Genomic DNA, 18,021 nt, shown 5'->3' with positions numbered 1-18,021 from the left:
CCGCGCGGCGCGTGTTTCCGGACGGTCAGCGATGGTGGCGTCGGTCCGGCGGGTCGAGCAGGCGGTTCGCCAACTCGCGGGCGGCGGAGCGGTGGTCGGCGGAGCGGTGGTCGGCGGAACGGTGGTCGGCGGAGCGGTGGTCGGGGCGCGGGAAGGGGACGCGCGGGCCCCGGAGGCGGTCGTCCGGGACGGTGCGGCCGAGGGCGGAGACCCAGTCGGGGCACTCCAGGACGACCACGTGGGCCTCCCGGTGCGCGGCGTCGTCCTTGTAGTCGTCGTGCGGGGCGAGGTGCAGGCGCAGCCGGGTGTCGTCCAGCCACTCGGCGGCGAGCACCTGGCGGCCCCAGTCGTGCGCGAACATCGCCCGCTCGGTGCCGTTGTCGAGGCCCAGCAGCAGCAGTTGACCCTCGAAGTGGTAGCCGCCGTCGTAGTCGCCGATGCCCACCGCGAGCAGCGGCTTGCTCGGGTGGAACGCCAGCGCGTGGACGGGGTACGGGCAGTCGGTCCGGCGCAGCAGCCGGGGCCGGGCGCCGGTCTCGAACAGGCCGAGCGTCGTGGCGTCGCCGTACTCGTCGGCGCACGCCACGGCGAGCAGCCGGCGGGCGGGGTCGGCGACGGCGAGGGCGGGCTCGCCGAGGGCGGCGAGCCCGGAGAGGGCGGTCACGGGGGCAACTCCGGTGCGGGGGAAGGGCGGTGGATCAGTGCGGCGGGGCGCCCGTCCAGATCACGTCCTTGCGTTCCAGCCGGGTGCCGTGCGTGAACTGGAGCGAGAACGGGTCGGCCGAGGCGTTCGGCAGGCCGTACGTCTCCAGTGCGGTCGCCTCCTGGCCGGGCGCGAGGGACTGCGGCAGCCCCTTGTACTGGCCGCTGCCGAACAGCGGGTGCAGCAGGGTGCCGTTGGCGTCCTTGACGATGAGCAGGCCCGAGCCGTACAGCGACAGTTCGGCGGACGTGGTGTTGACCACCGTCACCTGAACCTGCACGAACGTCGCGTCCTCGGGGAGCTGTGCGCCGCCGCTGCGGCTCGGCGTGGTGGCCGTCGGCCGGGCCATGGTGACCTTTAGGCCGTCGGGGTAGGTGTAGGTCCCGCCGAAGGACAGACGGCGGGCCCGCTCGTCGGCGGCCTTCGCCTCCTGCTCGGCGGCGCTCCGCTGCCGCTGCTCGTCCGCGAGGCGCTGCCGCTCGGCCGCGCTGTGCTGCTGCTCCTGCACCGTGCGGTCGTGCTCGCGGATGGTGTCGCGCAGCTCGACGACGGCGAGGACGCCGGTGCCGACGGACGCCAGCAGGCCCACGCCGCCCAGCACGACGCCGGTCAGCGCCAACCCCCGGTTGGTGGCCAGGCCCTTGCGGGCCAGGTTCATGCCGATGATGCCGAAGATCACCGCGAGCAGGGCCGGCAGCCAGGTGAACCAGAACAGGATCAGCGGCAGCGAGAGCACCACCGCGACGATCCCGAGCACCAGCGCCGTCACGCCCATGCCGTTCCGCGCCTGCGGGGCCGGGGCGGCGAACGGCTGCTGCCAGTACCCGCCCGCCGCGACCGGCGCCTGCGCCACCGCCGCGACCGCGTTCGGATCCGGCACGGCCCACGGGTTCTTGACGGGCTCGGCCGCCGCCGCGGTTTCGACGGCCGGCGCGGCCTCGGCGGCGGGCGCGGCGGTCGGTGCGGCCTCGGGGGTGGGCTCGGATTCGGGGCGGTCGGGCGGGGTGGGAGCGGTCATGCGAAACCTTGGGCTCAGGGACGGCGGTGATCGGCGCACCGATCGCGACCAGGAAGTCTCTCCTGAACCGCCGACCACAGGCGAACCGGTTTTCGTATCGTCCCACGAGTGGCGGACGGCACCGGGCGAAGGTCAGACCGGGCCGAGATAGGTGTGGACCACGGCGGGCTGCCCGGCGGTCGTGAGCCAGCCCCCGGCCGCGGTGCCCAGGTGTCGCCACCCGGCCCGCTCGTACAGCGCGATGGCCCCCGCGGCGTCGGACGCGACCTCCAGCACCGGCCGGCGCCCGCCCTCGGCCGCCGCTTGCACCGCCCGGTCCAACAGCGCACCGGCCAGCCCCGCCCGCCGGGCCGACACGTCGACGAACAGCCGTGCCACGGACGCGAGTTGCTCGGCCGGGAGCCCGGCCGCCGCCGCCAGGCCGGGCTTCGCACGGGTGAGCGCCACATGCCCGAGCACGGCCGGCCCGTCGACAGCGACCCACCCGCCGATCAACTCCCGCGGCGTCAACCAACGTTCCGGCTCGTCCGGCCACACCGCCGGGTACCCGCCCGCCCGGTGGACGGCGGCCAACACCCGGACGCAGGAGGGCAGGTCGTCGTTCTGTCGCGGACGGATCACCGGTTCGGCCATCCCTGGATCATCGCACTGCGCACCTCACGTGGCGCAGTCGAGGACGCGGCCGCCGGCGAAGGGGCTGGCGGCCCGGACGCTCGACCCGACCACCATCGTCGCCGCCGCCGGCAACCGGAACGGGCCCGCGCCGACCGAGCTGGTGGAGTTCGCCAACACTCGTGCGGTGCGCGCCCTCGGGCAGGCCTCGGCCGGCGGCGTCGGTACCGCGCGCGGCGTGGCGCGGATGTACGCGGCGGCGATCGGGGAGCTGGACGGCCGGGCCCCGCTGCTGAAGCCGGAGACCGTCGCCGAGTTCGCCCGTCCGCAGTTCCACGGCATCGACCTGTGCACCGGACTGGAGGACGCCTTCGGCCTCGGCTTCGAGCAACTCACCGGAATATTCCGCCCGTTGAGCCCCGACGCGTTCGGCCACAGCGGCGCCACCGGCTCGCTCGGCTTCGCCGACCCGGCCACCGGTCTCGCCTACGCCTATACCCGCCGGCGCTTCGGCTTCCCGTCCCGGTACGGCGCGGGCCCGGAGAACCACCGCCTGATCGCGGCCGTCCACCGGGCGCTCCGGGCGTCCTGACGCAGACGTCGCGGCAGGCCGGCCCCCATGGGGGTGGGGCCGACCTGCCGCGGGCGGTGGGGGTCAGTGCGCGGAGTGCCGGTTCTCGTCGCGGCTCTCGACCTGGACGGCCGGCTCCAGCGGGGAGGCGATGTCCTGCGGCTGGCTGCGGGAGGCCCAGTCGCGGATGCCCAGCAGCACCATGACGAAGAAGATGCCGTAGACGATGCCGGAGAAGTACAGCTCCGAGTGGATGGCCAGCGGCACGCCGACCAGGTCCACGGCCAGCCAGACGAACCAGAACTCGATGTAGCGGCGGGCCTGGCTGTACATGGCGAGGATCGAGCCGACGAAGATCCAGGCGTCCGCGAGGACCATCCACCACGGCGCGCCCGGGTAGAACGAGGCGTCCGTCGCCTTGAGCAGCCCGGCGAACGCCCCGGTGCCGAGCGCCATCGCGGCTATCAGGACAGTGCGCTCGGTCCAGGTCGCCCAGCGGACGTTGATGCTGCCTTCCTTCTCACGGCTGCGCTTCCAGGTGGCCCAGCCCCAGGTCGCCGACACGATGATGACGACCTGCCGGGCGGCGTTGCCGCCGAGGTGCACGTTCAGGCTGGCGATCAGCAGGAACACCGAGCCGAGGATCTGCACCGGCCAGGCCACCAGGGACCGTCGCAGGGCCAGCCAGACGGTGGCGAGCGCCAGGATGTTGCCCAGGAAGTCGGACCAGTACACGGGGAGTCCGAAGAAGCTGAACTGCTCGTTCAGCCAGTGGAATGCGCTCATTGCTCACACCTTTGTTCGTTCGGAGCGAGGAGGGGGAGGAGCGGCCGGCCCCGCTACGGGGGAAGCGGGGGCGGGGCCGGCCGGGCACGCGGGCGTCGGGCGCAGACGAGGGGGTGGGGGTGGGGGTGCGTGCCGTGCAGGGGGGGAGGGGGGGTCGGTCGGCCCCGCAGGGGGAAGCGGGAGAGCGGGGCCGACCGGGCTTGTGGGGAACGGAAACTGACGGAACGTCAGGTGAAGACCGGCCGCGCGCGGCGGCCGTGCGCAGAGTCGAGCAGTGCCTCCGAGCGGAGGACGTCCGCCCGGGCGGCGAGCAGCAGCTCGTCCACCGAGGCGAACCGGACGGTGTCGCGGATCCGGGCGACGAACCGGAGTTCGACGCGTTCGCCGTACAGGTCGTCCGACGTGTCGTGGCAGTACACCTCGGTGTGGATCAGCGGACCGTCCTCGAAGGTGGGGTTGGTGCCGATGCTGATCGTCGCGCGGTGCACGCCACCGGTGGCCGGGCGGGCCAGCCAGCCGCTGTAGACGGCGGGCGGTGGAACGTCCGAACCGGGGTCGGGGGAGATGTTGGCGGTGGGGAAGCCCAGCCCCCGGCCCCGCCCGGCACCGTGGACGACGGTGCCGGACAGGCAGGTCGGGACGGACTCAGGCATGCGGGGACAGCTCGCGGAACTGGCTGGTGTGGAACACCAGCGGCTCCACGCCGGGGAACAGTTCGGCGGTGAGCAGCTTCATCAGGACGATCTCGTGGTCGCCGCCGTCGTACACCGCGCCGACCGTGGCGGTCAGCCACAGCGCGGCGCCCTCGATCAGCACTGCGCCGTCCGCCGTCGCCTGCCAGTCGGTGCCCTCGAAGCGGTCGCCCGCCCGGGACGCCAGCCGGCGGCACTGCGCGCCCTGGCCGTGGCTGAGCACGCTCAGCCCCAGCACCGGCAGGTCCGCCAGGCGCGGCCAGGTGGTCGAGGTGCGGGCCACACTGACCGCGATCATCGGCGGTTCCAGCGATATCGACACGAACGAGCTCGCCGCGAACCCGTCCGGGGCACCGTCGCGCAGCGCGCCGATCGCGACCACACCGGTGGGGTACGCCCCGAAGGCCCGGCGCAGCACGTCCGCACTCAGGTCCGGGCCGCTGCGCTCCGGTGCGGTGGTGGGGTGGGGGGCGGGAATGGCCATGGCCGTCGCCGTCCTCTCGTCACGGGTGGGGGTGGGTCAGTGGCGGTACCGGGCGGCCGGGTGGCTGGCCGGCAGCGCCCGGTCGTCGGCGCCGGTCAGGCGCTCGCGCAGCGACTCGCCGTCCGCGTACTCGCCGCGGAACACGCCGCGGGCGCGCAGGATCGGCAGCACCGACTCGACGAACTCGACGGTCGACGCGGGCTGCACGGGCGGCGAGAGCAGGAAGCCGTCCAGGTCCGCGCCCTCGGCGAGCGCGCAGATCTCGTCGGCGATCTCCTCGGCGGTGCCGACCACCGGACGGGCGCCGACGCCGTGGGTGTGCCAGTCGGCGAGCACGTCGCCGACCGTCTTGCCGGCGAACCGGGCGACCTGGGTCTGGGACATCTCGGTGGACAGCTCGCTCATCGGGGTGTCCGGCGCGTACGAGGACAGGTCCAGGCCGGTGAACATCGCGTACGAGGCCACGGTGACCTCCGGGCGCTGCGCGGCCAGGATTCGCTGCCAGCGGCGCTCGGCGTCCTGGGTGGTCGCGCCGACCACGCAGGAGAACGCCGACATGACCTTGACCTGGTCGGCGGAGCGGCCGGCCTTCACCGCCTCCTCGCGGATCGCCCTGGTGTGGCCCGCCAGCTGCTCGACGCTGCCGCTGCCGACGAACATGCACTCGCCGTGCCGTCCGCCGACCCGGCGGCCCGCCGGGGACGCGCCCGCCTGGAACAGCACCGGGGTGCCCTGCGGGGAACGCGACGTGTTGCCGTAGCCGCGCGAACGGAAGTACGGGCCCTCGTGCTCGACCAGGTGCACCTTCGCCGGGTCGGCGAACCGGCCCGCCTTGTCCTTCTCCAGGGCGTCCGGCTCCCAGGCGCCCTCCCAGTACTTGTAGACCAGCTCGAGGAAGTCCTCGGCCATCGCGTACCGGTCGTCGTGCGCGACCATGTCCATCCCGAACGCCTTCACGGCCGTGTCGGCGGTGCCGGTGGTGACGATGTTCCAGCCCAGCCGGCCGCCGGACAGCTGGTCCAGGGTGGCCAGGCGGCGGGCGAACGCGTACGGCGGCTCCACCAGCACCGAACCCGTCACCACCAGGCCCAGGTCGGTGGTCGAGGCGAGCAGCGCCGACGCGACCACGAACGGGTCCAGGCGCGGCAGGTCGAGGGTCTCCTCGGTGGCGATCGGCGGGCGCACCCCGTTGATCTCCGACCAGCCCCAGGCGTCCGCCAGGAACAGGAAGTCGAACTTGGCGTCCTCGCAGAGCTGCGCGACCTCGCGCCAGTAGCCGAGCGTGTCGAACTCGTGCCGACGGCTGTCGGGGTGCCGCCAGGTGGCGGTGCCGCTCGCGTTGGTCTGGGCGTTCTCGAACAGTCCGAGCTTGAGGCTGCGCATGGGTGTTCTCCGTTGAACCGGTGGTACAGGGAAGCTGACGATTCGTCAGGAAAGGCTGAGTGAAGTCGAGTAGGGAAGATTGCTGCCGTGCGGTCAGGAGGCGGGTGGGGGGTCGAGCTGCGCCGCGGACGGCATCGAGGACTGCGCGCCGAGCCCGGTGACCGCCAACGAGGCTGCCCGGACGGCGCGTTCGGCGGCGGCGAGCAGGTCGCTGCCGCGGGCGAGGGAGTCGGCGAGCGCCCCGCAGAAGGTGTCGCCGGCGCCGACCGTGTCGACGGCGTCCACCACCGGCGCGGGCAGGTGGACGGCCGGCCGGCCGGGCTGCTTGACCAGCGCCCCGTCCGCTCCGAGCGTCACCACCACGGCGTCGCACGGCAGTTGGGCGCTCTCCAGCAGCTCGCGGGCACCGTCCGGGCCGGTCGGCCGCTCGACGCCCAGCAGGGTGGCGAGCTCGCCCAGGTTGGGGACCAGGACGTCCACGGCCGCCAGCACCTCGGACGCGACCGGCCGAGCCGGGGCCGGGTTGAGGACGACCCGGCCGCCCTGCTCCCGGGCCCGCAGCACCGCCGCCGCGACCACCTCGGGTGAGATCTCGTGCTGCACCAGCAACACCTCGCCCGCGCAGGCCAGTTGGGCCGGCAGGTCGGCGACCGTGAGGGCCGCGTTCGCGCCCGGGTTGACCACGATGGTGTTCTCGCCCGCACGGTCGACCACCACCGAGGCGATCCCGGTGCTGGCGTCCTCGGCCGGGAGCACCGCCGCGACGTCCACGCCCTCGGCGGCCAGCGCCCGCAGGATCGTCTCCGCGTCCGCCCCGACCCGGGCCACCAGCCGCACCCGCGAACCGAGCCGGGCGGCCGCCACGGCCTGGTTGGCGCCCTTGCCGCCGACGCCCTCCACGAACCGCCCCGCGAGCACGGTCTCGCCAGGTCGCGGCAGGTCCTGAACGGTCAGCACAAGATCGCGGTTGACCGAACCGACGACGGTGATGGACGGCATCTGTGCTCCTCGGGAGCTCCATGGGAGATCGATCTCCCACACTCTGGCCCAGCCCTCACCCACCGTCAAGTACCCTCGTGCTGCGCATTCCGCCGACTCGGGCACACCGGTCCGCGGCCGACCGATCCGAGACCGCGCCGACACCGTTTCGACATCGGACCCGCGTCGGCGCACCCACCAAGGCCGCTGCCAACACCATGACCGACCACGCCTCTTGGCACCGTTCCCGACCGGGGAGGACCCCAGTGACAGCGCCCCGACTCCTCGATGTGGCCGCGGCCGCGGGCGTCTCCCGCGCGACCGCCTCGCGCGTCCTGGCCGGCACCCCGCGCAACGTCGACCCCGAACTCGCCCGCCGCGTCGAGGACGCCGCCCGCGAACTCGGCTACCGCACCAACCACTCCGCGCGGGCCCTGCGCACCGGCACCACCGGCACCGTCGGCGTCGTCGTCCCCACCCTCGCCAACCCCTACTTCGTCCAGCTCGCCGACGCCATCGCCCAGCAGGTCCGCGCCGCCGGCGGCCAACTCGTCGTCTCCGACGCCGCGAACTCCGTCGACATCGAGGCCGAACAGATCGAGACCCTGCTCAGCGGACGCGTCGACGGCCTGGTCGTCGTCCCCGTCTCCGCCGCCGGCTCCGGCCCCGCCGTCCGCGCCGCCGCCAAACGGGCCCCCGTCGTCCAGTTCGACCGCTGGGCGCGCCGCTCCGGAACGGTCGCCGTCACCCTCGACAACGCCGCCGCGATGCGCCTGCTCCTCGACCACCTCGACACCCTCGGCCGCCACCGGATCGCCCTGGTCGCCGCCGACCAGGCCTCCTCCTCCGGCGCGGAACGCCTCGCCGCGTTCACCTCCGCCCGCGGGGACGGCGCCGCCACCGTGCTGCTCCCCAGCTTCACCACCGACGCCGGCCGCACCGCCGGACGCCGGATCGCCGAGCGGCGCGACGGGATCGACGCCGTCGTCTGCGGGGCGGACGTCCTCGCCGTCGGCCTGGTCTCCACCCTGCAGCGCTCCGCCGTGTCCGTCCCCGGGGAGATCGCCGTTACCGGTTTCGACGACACCGAGATACTCGAACTCCTCGACCCGCCCATCACGTCCATCCGCCACCCGCTCGCCGCGATGGCCGAACGGGCGCTCACCCTGCTCCAGGCGTCGGCGCGGGAACGGGCGGAGAACGTGGAACGCTTCGCCCCGCAACTGGTGGTCCGGGCCTCCACCGACGCCAACGCCTGACGGCCCGCAGACCGGACCGGCGACCGGACCGGCCACAGCGCACCCGACATCCGTTGCACCCCGTCCTACGGTGACCCCACCCCGGTGGAGTTCACCGTCGCCTGCCCCGCCGACACGGTCGGCCCGGGTTCGGTGGTGGTGGCGGCCGGGATGAGCCGCTCCTTCCACGTCGGGGTCACGGCCTCGGCGCCGGACGTGCACCGGGGACTGACGGTCACTCAGCCGGACGTCGGGCCGGTCCGCCGCCGCTCACCACGGCCGCCGCATCCTGCGGGCCACGAGGCCGCACGGGAGCGCGGCGAGCCACAGGAAGAGCCCGGCGGTGGGCGATACGGCCCACGCGACCGCCGCGGTCGCCGAGGAGATCAGGATCGTCCCGGCGTGGTCCACCGCCGTGCTCCGGACGACCCGCCGCGGGATCGCGCGGGCGCGCAGCGGGGCGTGCCGCAGGAGTCTGACGAACAGCAGCAGGTGCAGCAGGTTGGCCGCGCAGATCGTGGCGGCGTAGAACGTCACCACCAGCGGCTCGCGCCCCCCGTAGTCGGACAGCATGGCCGTCGGGAACGGCAGCAGCGCCACCGCGCCGAGACTCGCCAGCGTCAGCCGGATCGACGCGCCGTCGACCCGCCCGACGAACTCGAAGATCTGCCGGTGGTCCCGCCACAGCGCGGCGATGACGACGAAACTCAGGCCGTACGTGCCGAGCCGGGGCCACACGTCGTGGAGCGCGTGCGTGAACTGCGAGTGCTCCAGCCCGCCCGGCACGGAGATGTTCAGCACGAGCAGAGTCAGGGCGATCGCGTAGACGCTGTCGGACAGCGCGACCAGCCGCCCCGGGGAGCTGTACGCCCCCTCGGGCACAGTGCCGGCGGCGTCGCTGTCCGTGGCCATGCGGTCACTCTAGGGCGGCGGCATCGACCGGCCCCGCAGCCGAGCGGGCGACGCGGCCGTGTCGAGGTCGGCCCCGGTGCAGGCGCTGTCGGTGCCGCCGAGGTGCTCCTCCAACTCGCCCTCCGGCGGCGCGACTTCCGTCCCCACGAGGAGCGCCGCGCCGCCGCCCGTCCGTCGCCCTGCGGCCATCGGCGGACGCCGTCAGTGCGGCGCGAGCACGCAGAACTCGTGACCCTCCGGGTCCGCCAGCACCGTCCACGGGGCGTCACCCTGGCCGAGGTCGAGGGGCGTCGCGCCGAGGTCCAGCAGACGGGCGACTTCGGCGGACGGGTCGCCGCCGGGCAGCAGGTCGAGGTGGAGGCGGTCGGGGGCGAGGCGGCCGTCGGTGGAGCGGAGGAACTCCAGGTAGGGGCCGGTTCCGGCGGCGGCGCGCAGCGACGCGTGGGTGTCGGCGACCTCGTGCACCGTCCAGTCGATCGCCCCGCCCCAGAACCGGGCCATCTCTCGCGGGTCCGCGCAGTCGACCACGACGGCGGCGATCGGGCCGGTGTCCCGGTAGACCTCGCGGGGCTCCAGCACACAGAACTCGTTGCCCTCGATGTCGGCGAGGACCGTCCACGGGACGTCGCCCTGGCCGAGGTCGACCGGCGTCGCGCCGAGGTCGAGCAGGCGGGCGACCAGTGCGGACTGGTGGGCGGGGGAGTGGGTGGCGAGGTCGAGGTGGGTGCGGTTCTTGACCGGGCCCTTGGCCTCCGGGACGGGCACCAGGTCGAGGCCGACGGCGGTGGGGTGAGGCCACACCAGGTCGCCGGGCGGCGCGACGTACGTGGTCACGCCCGGGTGGTGGGCGGTCCAGCCGAGGGCCTGCGCCCAGAAACGGCCGACCGCCACCGGGTCGACGGCCTTGATGATCAGATGGGCGGGTCGCAGTGCCATGCCGGCGATCCTATGCACCGCGACCCGCCCCGGGCCGATCGGACGTCAGGTCCCGGATTCGGCCCGGAACCGGTTCATCGAGGCCTGGATCCGGAGCCAGGTCGGATCGCCGGGGGCGGTCTCCGTCACCGTGGCGAGGTCGTCGTCCGTCCAGTCGCGGGTGCCGTCGGTGAGGACGAGGTAGTCGTCCAACTCGCCTTCCAGCGGGGCGTCTTCCGTTCCCGCGAGGAACACCGCGACGTCGTCGTTCGGTTCGACGGCGACGGCGACGGCGACTGCGACGGCGACGGCGGGGGCGGGGGCGGGGGCGGGGGCGGGAGCGTCCGGCCGCACCGACAGCAGGACGAGTCCGCCGTCGGCGCGGGCGACCAGCAGGTCGCCGGTCGCGGTGGCGGCCAGGGCGGAGACCGGGACGTCGTCGGGGGAGGCGTGCTCGGTGGCCTCCTCGGCCTCGATGTCGAGTTCGAGGAGCGAGCCGGTGGGTGTGCCGATCCACAGCGTGCCGGGCCGGGCGTCCCAGGCGAGGTTGTCGTGCGGCCACTCCACCGAGCGGTCCTCGGAGAGCGTCGTCGACAGCACGCTCCGCAGCGAGGGGAAGGCGAAGACGTCCAGCGAGTCGACGTACGCGTTGCCGCGGACCGCGACGTGCCGCCCGTCGGCGCTGAACAGCGGGGCGCCGTAGCCGTCGACGTCCAGGATCAGCGTCTGCCGCAGCGTCCGCATCGCCGACCCGGGGCCGTCGCCGGGGCGGGCGAACAGGCAGGACGTGGCGCCCTGGTCGCTGGACAGGGTGGCGACCAGCGCGCCGGAGGGGTGGACGGAGACGCCGGTGTCCCACTGCCGGGCGGTGGCGGTGACCGCGCCGGTGGCGGGGTCGAGGACGTCCGATCGCTCCCAGCCGTCCTCGGCGGACGGCGCGGCCCACAGCGTCCCGCCGTCCGGGCTGAACGCCAGGGCGTCGTACGCCGTCCCGGCCGGGGTGCGCACCGGATCGGCCGGCCCGTCGGCGGCCCACCGCAGCAGGGACTCCCCGTCCGCCACGACCAGCAGCGGCCGGTACGGGTGCCAGGCGACCGTCTGCGGCCACGAGTCGTCCCACGGGGACGTGCCCGGTTCGACGTCGAGCACGGCGAGCTCGCGAAGCCCCTCGGCGCAGTCGAGGACGCGGACGGCACGGCTGCCGCTCGACGTGGCGACGGCCAGCGGCAGTCGCGGGTGGCAGGTCAGCCGCTCCGCCGGGAAGTCGCTGTCGCCCGGTATGCGGGCCAGTGCCGCGAGTTCGGTCATGGCTGCAGGCTAGAACCCGGGTGCGACAACCGGCGGGGAGCCGGTACGACAGTCGGCATTCTTGCATGATTTTGCCGAGCTGCGTATATTCATGCTGGGATTCAGGAGGGAATGCCATGGTATTGCGAGTTGCTGTCGCCGGAGCGAGCGGGTATGCGGGCGGCGAGGTGCTGCGGCTGCTGCAAGGGCATCCGGAGGTGGAGATCGGGGCGCTGACCGGCGGCTCCAATGCGGGGCAGCGCTTCGGCGCGCTGCAGCCGCACCTGATCGGGCTGGCCGACCGGGTGCTGGAGCCGACGAACGCGCAGACGCTGGCGGGGCACGACATCGTGTTCCTCGGCCTGCCGCACGGCCAGTCCGCCGAGGTCGCCGCCCAGCTGGGCGAGGACGTCCTGGTGGTGGACCTCGGCGCCGACCACCGGCTGACGTCCTCGGCGGACTGGGAGCAGTTCTACGGCTCCCCGCACGCCGGCACCTGGCCCTACGGGCTGCCCGAACTCCCGGGCCACCGCGAGGCGTTGAAGGGCAGCAAGCGGATCGCGGTACCGGGCTGCTACCCGACCGCCGTGACGCTGGCGATGTTCCCGATGTACGCCGCGGGCCTGGCCGAGCCGGAGGCGGTGATCACCGCCGCGTCCGGCACCTCCGGCGCGGGCAAGGCCGCCAGGACGCACCTGCTGGGCAGCGAGGTGATGGGCTCGATGAGCCCGTACGGCGTCGGCGGCGGCCACCGCCACACCCCGGAGATGGCGCAGAACCTGACCCCGCTCGCGGGCGAGCCGGTCACCGTCTCCTTCACGCCCACCCTGGCCCCGATGCCGCGCGGCATCCTCGCCACCTGCTCCGCCAGGGCCAAGCCCGGCACCACCGCCGAGCAGCTCCGCGCCGCGTACGAACAGGCCTACGGCGACGAGAAGTTCGTCCACCTGCTGCCCGAGGGCCAGTGGCCGCACACCTCGTCCGTCTACGGCTCGAACGCCGCCGTGCTGCAGGTCGTGCTGGACGAGTACGCCGGGCGGATCATCGCGATCAGCGCGATCGACAACCTGGTGAAGGGCACCGCCGGCGGCGCGGTGCAGAGCATGAACATCGCCCTCGGACTGCCCGAGGAGCTCGGTCTCCCGCTGAATGGAGTCGCACCATGACGGACACTCGGAACCTCGGCGTCACCGCGGCCAAGGGCTTCCGCGCGGCGGGCGTCACGGCCGGCATCAAGGCGTCCGGCACCCCGGACCTGGCGCTGGTCGTCAACGACGGCCCGCAGCGCGCCGCCGCCGGCGTGTTCACCTCCAACCGGGTGCAGGCCGCGCCGGTCAAGTGGTCCCGGCAGGTGCTGAAGGACGGCGAGCTGGCCGCCGTCGTCCTCAACTCCGGTGGCGCGAACGCCTGCACCGGCCCGGAGGGCTTCCAGGACACCCACGCCACCGCCGAGAAGGTCGGCGCCGAACTCGGCGTCGGCGCGATCGAGGTCGCGGTCTGCTCCACCGGCCTGATCGGCCAGCGGCTGCCGATGGACAAGCTGCTGCCCGGCATCGAGCTGGCCGCGAAGGAGCTCAGCGGCACCGGCGGCGAGGCCGCCGCGATCGCCATCAAGACCACCGACAGCGTGCACAAGACCGCCCAGGTCACCGCCCCGGCGGGCTGGACGGTCGGCGGCATGGCCAAGGGCGCGGGCATGCTCGCCCCGGGCCTGGCCACCATGCTGGTCGTCGTCACCACCGACGCCGCCGTCGACGCCGCCGGCCTGGACGCCGCGCTGCGCGACGCCACCCGCACCACCTTCGACCGGGTCGACTCCGACGGCTGCATGTCCACCAACGACACGGTGCTGCTGCTCGCCTCCGGCGCGTCCGGCGCCACCCCCGAGCAGGGCGAGTTCGCCGAGGCCGTGCGCACCGTCTGCGCCGACCTGGCCCGCCAGCTGATCGGCGACGCCGAGGGCGCGTCCAAGGACATCCGGATCGACATCGTCAATGCCGCCACCGAGGACGAGGCCGTCGACGTCGCCCGCACGATCTCCCGCAGCAACCTGCTCAAGTGCGCCATCCACGGCGAGGACCCCAACTGGGGCCGGGTGCTGTCCGCGATCGGCACCACCTCCGCCGCCTTCGACCCCGACCAGCTGGACGTCGCCATCAACGGCGTCTGGGTCTGCCGCGGCGGCGGCGTCGGCGACGACCGCGACCTGGTCTCCATGAAGGGCCGCGAGGTCGTCATCACCGCCGACCTGAAGGCCGGCCGGGCCTCCGCCAGCATCTGGACCAACGACCTGACCGCCGACTACGTCCACGAGAACAGCGCCTACTCCAGCTGACCCGGGGGAATCGACACACGCCATGCAGATCGCACCCAAGGGCGAACAGGCCCGCAGCAACGCCGCCCTGCCCAAGGCCCGCACCCTGATCGAGGCGCTGCCCTGGCTGGAGCGCTTCCACGGCAAGACCGTGGTCATCAAGTTCGGCGGCAACGCCATGGTCGACGAGGAGCTCAAGGCCGCCTTCGCCCAGGACGTGGTCTTCCTCCGCTACGCCGGCCTGCACCCCGTCGTGGTGCACGGCGGCGGCCCGCAGATCAGCGCCCAGCTCGACCGGCTCGGCCTGGAGTCCTCGTTCACCGCCGGCCTGCGCGTCACCACCCCCGAGACCATGGACGTGGTCCGGATGGTGCTCGCCGGGCAGGTCCAGCGCGAACTCGTCGGCCTGCTCAACGCGCACGGCCCGTTCGCCGTCGGCATGACCGGCGAGGACGCCCACACCATGACGGCGGTCAAGCGCTACGCCGTGGTCGACGGCGAACAGGTCGACATCGGCCTGGTCGGCGACATCGTCAACATCGAGGCCGGCGCGGTCAAGGCGCTGATCGCCGACGGCCGCATCCCGGTGATCTCCTCGATCGCCCGCGGCGCCGACGGCCACATCTACAACATCAACGCCGACACGGCCGCCGCCGCCATGGCGGTCGCGCTCGACGCCGAAATGCTGGTCGTGCTCACCGACGTCGAGGGCCTCTACCAGGACTGGCCGAACTCCGACGACGTGATCAGCCAGCTCAGCGCCTCCGAACTGGAGGAGATGCTCCCGACCCTGGCCACCGGGATGCTCCCCAAGATGGAGGGCTGCCTGCGCGCCGTCCGCTCCGGCGTCGGCACCGCCCGCGTCCTGGACGGACGGGTCCAGCACAGCCTGCTGCTGGAGATCTTCACCGACGAGGGCATCGGCACCATGGTCGTGCCCGACGACGAAACCACCGTACTGGGGGGCCTGGCATGAGCGACACACCGAGCAGCAACGCAGCCATCACCGAGCGGTACCGGCACACCCTGATGCACAACTACGGCACCCCGCGCATCCCGCTGGTGCGCGGCGAGGGCGCCCTGCTGTGGGACGCCGACGGCAACGAGTACCTCGACCTGGTCGGCGGCATCGCCGTCAACGCACTCGGCACCGCGCACCCCGCGATCGTCGAGGCCGTCACCGGCCAGATCGCCACCCTCGGCCACGTCTCCAACCTGTTCATGGCCGAACCGACCGTCCAACTCGCCGAGAAGCTCGTCGAGTTGGCCGGACGCCCGGCCCGGGTGTTCTTCTGCAACTCCGGCGCCGAGGCCAACGAGGCCGCCTTCAAGATCTCCCGGCTGACCGGCCGCACCCACCTGGTCTCCGTCCAGGGCGCCTTCCACGGCCGCACCATGGGCGCCCTCGCGCTCACCGCGCAGCCCGCCAAGCAGGAACCCTTCAAGCCGCTGCCCGGCGACGTCACGCACGTCCCGCTCGGCGACGTCGAAGCCCTCCGGCAGGCCGTCACCACCGACACCGCCGCCGTCTTCGTCGAGCCCGTCCAGGGCGAGAACGGCGCGATCCCGATGCCCGACGGCTACCTGGCGGCCGCCCGCGAGATCACCCGCGCCACCGGCACCCTGCTGGTCCTGGACGAGATCCAGACCGGCATCGGCCGCACCGGCCAGTGGTACGCCCACCAGGCCGAGGACGGCGTCGACCCGGACATCGTCACCCTCGCCAAGGGCCTCGGCGGCGGCCTGCCGATCGGCGCCGTGCTCGCCTTCGGCGACACCGGCGAACTGCTCGCCCCCGGCCAGCACGGCACCACCTTCGGCGGCAACCCCGTGGTCGCCGCCGCCGGCCTCGCCGTGCTGCGCACCATCGAGGAGCAGGGCCTGCTGGAGCACGTCACCAAGCTCGGCGAGCGCCTGCGCCACGGCATCGAGGCGATCGGCGACCCGCTGGTCGCCGAGGTCCGCGGCAAGGGCCTGCTGCTCGGCATCGTGCTCACCCGGCCGGTCGCCGCCCAGGTGCAGGCCGTCGCGCAGGACGCCGGCTTCCTGGTCAACGCCGCCGTCGCGGACGCCGTACGCCTCGTCCCGCCGCTGATCCTGACCGAGGAGCAGGCCGACCGGTTCCTCGCCGCGCTGCCCGCGATCCTCCGAACGGTCCGCGAAACGGCCCCCGACGCGAACAGCTGAGCGTCTTTCAGGAGAATCATCAGTTATGACCGAACCCCGCCCCGAGTCGACCACGGCAGGCCCCCTGCCGCAGGTCCCGCAGACCCGCACCGCGCGACACCGCCGGATCGTGGACCTGCTGACCCGCCAACCCGTCCGCTCACAGAGCCAGTTGGCCAAACTGCTCGCCGACGACGGCCTCGTGGTCACCCAGGCCACCCTCTCCCGGGACCTGGACGAACTCGGAGCGGTGAAGATCCGCAACCGGGACGGCGCGCTCATCTACGCCGTCCCGGCCGAGGGCGGCGACCGCACCCCGCGCGCCCCCATGGGCGAGTCCGCCAGCGAGGCCCGGATGGCCCGGCTGGCGGGCGAGCTGATGGTCTCCGCGACCGCCTCCGGCAACCTGGTCGTGCTGCGCACCCCGCCCGGCGCCGCCCAGTTCCTGGCCTCCGCGATCGACACCGCCGAGGTGTTCGAGATCATCGGCACCATCGCCGGCGACGACACCGTGCTGCTGATCAGCCGCGACGCGGCCGGCGGACAGGCCCTCGCCGACCACCTGATGCAGCTCGCCCAGGCCAAGTCGCAGTAGCCCTCCCGACCTGCGACAGACCCACCGAGTGCCGCCGGTTTGGCAATGCATACGCACTCGTGCATACTTATGCCTAACGCCGCATGAAACCTGTACTGAAGGAGAAAGCCGTGACTGAGCGCGTCGTACTCGCCTACTCGGGCGGTCTGGACACGTCCGTCTGCATCGGCTGGATCGCCGAGGAGACCGGCGCCGAGGTCATCGCCGTCGCGGTCGACGTCGGCCAGGGCGGCGAGGACCTCGACGTCATCCGCCAGCGCGCCCTCGACTGCGGTGCCGTCGAGGCCGAGGTCGCCGACGCCCGCGACGAGTTCGCGAACGAGTACTGCCTGCCGGCCCTCAAGGCCAACGCCCTCTACCAGGGCCAGTACCCGCTGGTCTCCGCGCTGTCCCGCCCGGTGATCGTCAAGCACCTGGTCGCCGCCGCGCAGAAGCACGGCGCCACCACCGTCGCCCACGGCTGCACCGGCAAGGGCAACGACCAGGTCCGCTTCGAGGTCGGCATCCAGTCGCTGGCCCCGAACCTGAAGTGCATCGCCCCGGTCCGCGACTACGCGATGACCCGCGACAAGGCGATCGCCTTCGCCGAGGCCAAGAACCTCCCGATCGTCACCACCAAGAAGAACCCGTACTCGATCGACCAGAACGTCTTCGGCCGCGCCGTCGAGACCGGCTTCCTGGAAGACATCTGGAACGCCCCGATCGAGGACGTCTACGAGTACACCCAGAACCCGGCCACCCCGCGCGAGGCCGACGAGGTGGTCATCACCTTCGACGCCGGCGTCCCGGTCGCCATCGACGGCCGCAAGGTCTCCGTCCTGCAGGCCATCGAGGAGCTGAACAAGCGGGCCGGCGCCCAGGGCATCGGCCGCCTCGACATGGTCGAGGACCGCCTCGTCGGCATCAAGTCCCGCGAGATCTACGAGGCCCCCGGCGCGATCGCCCTGATCACCGCCCACCAGGCCCTGGAGAACGTCACCGTCGAGCGCGAGCTGGCCCGCTACAAGCGGCAGGTCGAGCAGCGCTGGGCCGAGCTGGTCTACGACGGCCTGTGGTTCTCCCCGCTCAAGCGCGCCCTGGACGGCTTCGTCAACGAGGCCAACCAGGCCGTCTCCGGCGAGATCCGGATGGTCCTGCACGGCGGCCGCGCCGTCGTCAACGGCCGCAAGTCCGACCAGTCGCTGTACGACTTCAACCTCGCCACCTACGACACCGGCGACACCTTCGACCAGTCCATGTCCAAGGGCTTCATCGAGATCTTCGGCATGTCCTCGAAGATCGCCGCCCGCCGCGACCTGGCCTGATCGACCAGCAGTAGCCAGCCCCGGTCGCCGTATCCGCCACGGCGGCCGGGGCGCCTCCACAAC

The 18,021-nt window shown here is 73.2% G+C and carries 20 protein-coding genes; 8 read left to right on the top strand and 12 right to left on the bottom strand.

The window, feature by feature from the left end; genetic code table 11:
- Positions 1 to 25 precede the first annotated feature (25 nt).
- From AMK19_RS29235 to AMK19_RS29225, 3 genes are all read right to left on the bottom strand, one after another.
- Positions 26 to 664: a hypothetical protein gene (locus AMK19_RS29235; protein ID WP_073817178.1), complete on the bottom strand. Its 639-nt coding sequence runs from the start codon at positions 662 to 664 to the stop codon at positions 26 to 28.
- Between the two features lie 34 nt (positions 665 to 698).
- The gene (locus tag AMK19_RS29230) at positions 699 to 1,721 is read right to left on the bottom strand and encodes a DUF4190 domain-containing protein (RefSeq protein WP_073817175.1); all 1,023 of its coding nucleotides are present in this window, start codon (positions 1,719 to 1,721) and stop codon (positions 699 to 701) included.
- Between the two features lie 132 nt (positions 1,722 to 1,853).
- The gene (locus AMK19_RS29225) at positions 1,854 to 2,354 is read right to left on the bottom strand and encodes a GNAT family N-acetyltransferase (protein WP_073817172.1); all 501 of its coding nucleotides are present in this window, start codon (positions 2,352 to 2,354) and stop codon (positions 1,854 to 1,856) included.
- Between the two features lie 28 nt (positions 2,355 to 2,382).
- On the opposite strand from AMK19_RS29225, the gene AMK19_RS29220 reads away from it, so the two are divergent.
- A complete protein-coding gene (locus AMK19_RS29220) occupies positions 2,383 to 2,925 on the top strand; it encodes a serine hydrolase (protein ID WP_073817170.1) in 543 nt (180 codons plus the stop codon).
- 63 nt (positions 2,926 to 2,988) lie between these two features.
- Here AMK19_RS29220 and AMK19_RS29215 read toward each other — a convergent pair whose 3' ends face one another.
- The 5 genes from AMK19_RS29215 to AMK19_RS29195 all read right to left on the bottom strand — a co-directional run bounded on the left by AMK19_RS29215 (position 2,989) and on the right by AMK19_RS29195 (position 7,248).
- Entirely contained in the window at positions 2,989 to 3,690 is a 702-nt protein-coding gene (locus tag AMK19_RS29215; protein WP_073817168.1) for a nicotinamide mononucleotide transporter family protein, read from the bottom strand.
- Positions 3,691 to 3,917: 227 nt separating this feature from the next.
- Complete coding sequence (locus tag AMK19_RS29210; protein WP_073817165.1) at positions 3,918 to 4,343, bottom strand: riboflavin kinase; 426 nt, start codon at positions 4,341 to 4,343, stop codon at positions 3,918 to 3,920.
- Positions 4,336 to 4,866, bottom strand: a complete 531-nt coding sequence (locus AMK19_RS29205; protein WP_073817162.1) for a flavin reductase family protein — start codon at positions 4,864 to 4,866, stop codon at positions 4,336 to 4,338. The genes AMK19_RS29210 and AMK19_RS29205 overlap by 8 nt, the downstream gene beginning before the upstream one ends.
- A 36-nt stretch (positions 4,867 to 4,902) precedes the next feature.
- Positions 4,903 to 6,249, bottom strand: a complete 1,347-nt coding sequence (locus AMK19_RS29200) for an NtaA/DmoA family FMN-dependent monooxygenase (protein WP_073817159.1) — start codon at positions 6,247 to 6,249, stop codon at positions 4,903 to 4,905.
- A gap of 93 nt (positions 6,250 to 6,342) precedes the next feature.
- Positions 6,343 to 7,248 (bottom strand): ribokinase, encoded by a 906-nt coding sequence (locus tag AMK19_RS29195; RefSeq protein WP_083647466.1) that lies wholly within the window; start codon positions 7,246 to 7,248, stop codon positions 6,343 to 6,345.
- A gap of 245 nt (positions 7,249 to 7,493) precedes the next feature.
- On the opposite strand from AMK19_RS29195, the gene AMK19_RS29190 reads away from it, so the two are divergent.
- Positions 7,494 to 8,486 (top strand): LacI family DNA-binding transcriptional regulator, encoded by a 993-nt coding sequence (locus AMK19_RS29190; RefSeq protein WP_073817153.1) that lies wholly within the window; start codon positions 7,494 to 7,496, stop codon positions 8,484 to 8,486.
- Positions 8,487 to 8,735: 249 nt separating this feature from the next.
- Here AMK19_RS29190 and AMK19_RS29185 read toward each other — a convergent pair whose 3' ends face one another.
- The 4 genes from AMK19_RS29185 to AMK19_RS29170 are packed head-to-tail and all read right to left on the bottom strand — an operon-like array spanning position 8,736 to position 11,600.
- Entirely contained in the window at positions 8,736 to 9,377 is a 642-nt protein-coding gene (locus AMK19_RS29185; protein ID WP_073817151.1) for a TMEM175 family protein, read from the bottom strand.
- A 9-nt stretch (positions 9,378 to 9,386) separates the two neighbouring features.
- Positions 9,387 to 9,566 carry a hypothetical protein gene (locus tag AMK19_RS29180; RefSeq protein WP_073817147.1) on the bottom strand — a complete coding sequence of 60 codons (180 nt, stop codon included), beginning with the start codon at positions 9,564 to 9,566 and terminating at the stop codon, positions 9,387 to 9,389.
- 12 nt (positions 9,567 to 9,578) lie between these two features.
- The gene (locus tag AMK19_RS29175; RefSeq protein ID WP_073817145.1) at positions 9,579 to 10,313 is read right to left on the bottom strand and encodes a VOC family protein; all 735 of its coding nucleotides are present in this window, start codon (positions 10,311 to 10,313) and stop codon (positions 9,579 to 9,581) included.
- Between the two features lie 45 nt (positions 10,314 to 10,358).
- Positions 10,359 to 11,600, bottom strand: coding sequence for a hypothetical protein (locus tag AMK19_RS29170; protein ID WP_241844640.1), 1,242 nt, complete (start codon positions 11,598 to 11,600; stop codon positions 10,359 to 10,361).
- Positions 11,601 to 11,716: 116 nt separating this feature from the next.
- On the opposite strand from AMK19_RS29170, the gene argC reads away from it, so the two are divergent.
- From argC to AMK19_RS29140, 6 genes are all read left to right on the top strand, one after another.
- On the top strand, positions 11,717 to 12,745 hold the full coding sequence (gene argC, locus AMK19_RS29165) for an N-acetyl-gamma-glutamyl-phosphate reductase (RefSeq protein WP_073817142.1): 1,029 nt from the start codon (positions 11,717 to 11,719) through the stop codon (positions 12,743 to 12,745).
- Entirely contained in the window at positions 12,742 to 13,914 is a 1,173-nt protein-coding gene (gene argJ / locus AMK19_RS29160; protein ID WP_073817139.1) for a bifunctional glutamate N-acetyltransferase/amino-acid acetyltransferase ArgJ, read from the top strand. Before argC ends, argJ begins: the two co-directional genes overlap by 4 nt.
- A 22-nt stretch (positions 13,915 to 13,936) precedes the next feature.
- Positions 13,937 to 14,869 carry an acetylglutamate kinase gene (gene argB, locus AMK19_RS29155; RefSeq protein WP_073817135.1) on the top strand — a complete coding sequence of 311 codons (933 nt, stop codon included), beginning with the start codon at positions 13,937 to 13,939 and terminating at the stop codon, positions 14,867 to 14,869.
- Positions 14,866 to 16,080 carry an acetylornithine transaminase gene (locus tag AMK19_RS29150; RefSeq protein WP_073817131.1) on the top strand — a complete coding sequence of 405 codons (1,215 nt, stop codon included), beginning with the start codon at positions 14,866 to 14,868 and terminating at the stop codon, positions 16,078 to 16,080. Before argB ends, AMK19_RS29150 begins: the two co-directional genes overlap by 4 nt.
- A 25-nt stretch (positions 16,081 to 16,105) precedes the next feature.
- Entirely contained in the window at positions 16,106 to 16,654 is a 549-nt protein-coding gene (locus AMK19_RS29145; protein ID WP_073817129.1) for an arginine repressor, read from the top strand.
- 110 nt (positions 16,655 to 16,764) lie between these two features.
- A complete protein-coding gene (locus AMK19_RS29140) occupies positions 16,765 to 17,958 on the top strand; it encodes an argininosuccinate synthase (RefSeq protein ID WP_073817126.1) in 1,194 nt (397 codons plus the stop codon).
- Positions 17,959 to 18,021 lie beyond the last annotated feature (63 nt).

Origin of the sequence: Kitasatospora sp. CB01950, assembly GCF_001905465.1 — a bacterium.
Classification (GTDB): domain Bacteria; phylum Actinomycetota; class Actinomycetes; order Streptomycetales; family Streptomycetaceae; genus Kitasatospora.
The sequence above is the reverse complement of the archived record's forward strand: the minus strand, read 5'-3'. Positions and strand labels throughout refer to the sequence as shown.

Excerpts from the sequence above, each read along its gene's own strand:
- AMK19_RS29230 (WP_073817175.1), bottom strand. The coding sequence starts at position 1,721 with ATGACCGCTCCCACCCCGCCCGACCGCCCCGAATCCGAGCCCACCCCC.
- AMK19_RS29225 (WP_073817172.1), bottom strand. The coding sequence starts at position 2,354 with ATGGCCGAACCGGTGATCCGTCCGCGACAGAACGACGACCTGCCCTCC.
- AMK19_RS29215 (WP_073817168.1), bottom strand. The coding sequence starts at position 3,690 with ATGAGCGCATTCCACTGGCTGAACGAGCAGTTCAGCTTCTTCGGACTC.
- AMK19_RS29210 (WP_073817165.1), bottom strand. The coding sequence starts at position 4,343 with ATGCCTGAGTCCGTCCCGACCTGCCTGTCCGGCACCGTCGTCCACGGT.
- AMK19_RS29205 (WP_073817162.1), bottom strand. The coding sequence starts at position 4,866 with ATGGCCATTCCCGCCCCCCACCCCACCACCGCACCGGAGCGCAGCGGC.
- AMK19_RS29200 (WP_073817159.1), bottom strand. The coding sequence starts at position 6,249 with ATGCGCAGCCTCAAGCTCGGACTGTTCGAGAACGCCCAGACCAACGCG.
- AMK19_RS29195 (WP_083647466.1), bottom strand. The coding sequence starts at position 7,248 with ATGCCGTCCATCACCGTCGTCGGTTCGGTCAACCGCGATCTTGTGCTG.
- AMK19_RS29185 (WP_073817151.1), bottom strand. The coding sequence starts at position 9,377 with ATGGCCACGGACAGCGACGCCGCCGGCACTGTGCCCGAGGGGGCGTAC.
- AMK19_RS29180 (WP_073817147.1), bottom strand. The coding sequence starts at position 9,566 with ATGGCCGCAGGGCGACGGACGGGCGGCGGCGCGGCGCTCCTCGTGGGG.
- AMK19_RS29175 (WP_073817145.1), bottom strand. The coding sequence starts at position 10,313 with ATGGCACTGCGACCCGCCCATCTGATCATCAAGGCCGTCGACCCGGTG.
- AMK19_RS29170 (WP_241844640.1), bottom strand. The coding sequence starts at position 11,600 with ATGACCGAACTCGCGGCACTGGCCCGCATACCGGGCGACAGCGACTTC.
- argC (WP_073817142.1), top strand. The coding sequence starts at position 11,717 with ATGGTATTGCGAGTTGCTGTCGCCGGAGCGAGCGGGTATGCGGGCGGC.
- argJ (WP_073817139.1), top strand. The coding sequence starts at position 12,742 with ATGACGGACACTCGGAACCTCGGCGTCACCGCGGCCAAGGGCTTCCGC.
- argB (WP_073817135.1), top strand. The coding sequence starts at position 13,937 with ATGCAGATCGCACCCAAGGGCGAACAGGCCCGCAGCAACGCCGCCCTG.
- AMK19_RS29150 (WP_073817131.1), top strand. The coding sequence starts at position 14,866 with ATGAGCGACACACCGAGCAGCAACGCAGCCATCACCGAGCGGTACCGG.
- AMK19_RS29145 (WP_073817129.1), top strand. The coding sequence starts at position 16,106 with ATGACCGAACCCCGCCCCGAGTCGACCACGGCAGGCCCCCTGCCGCAG.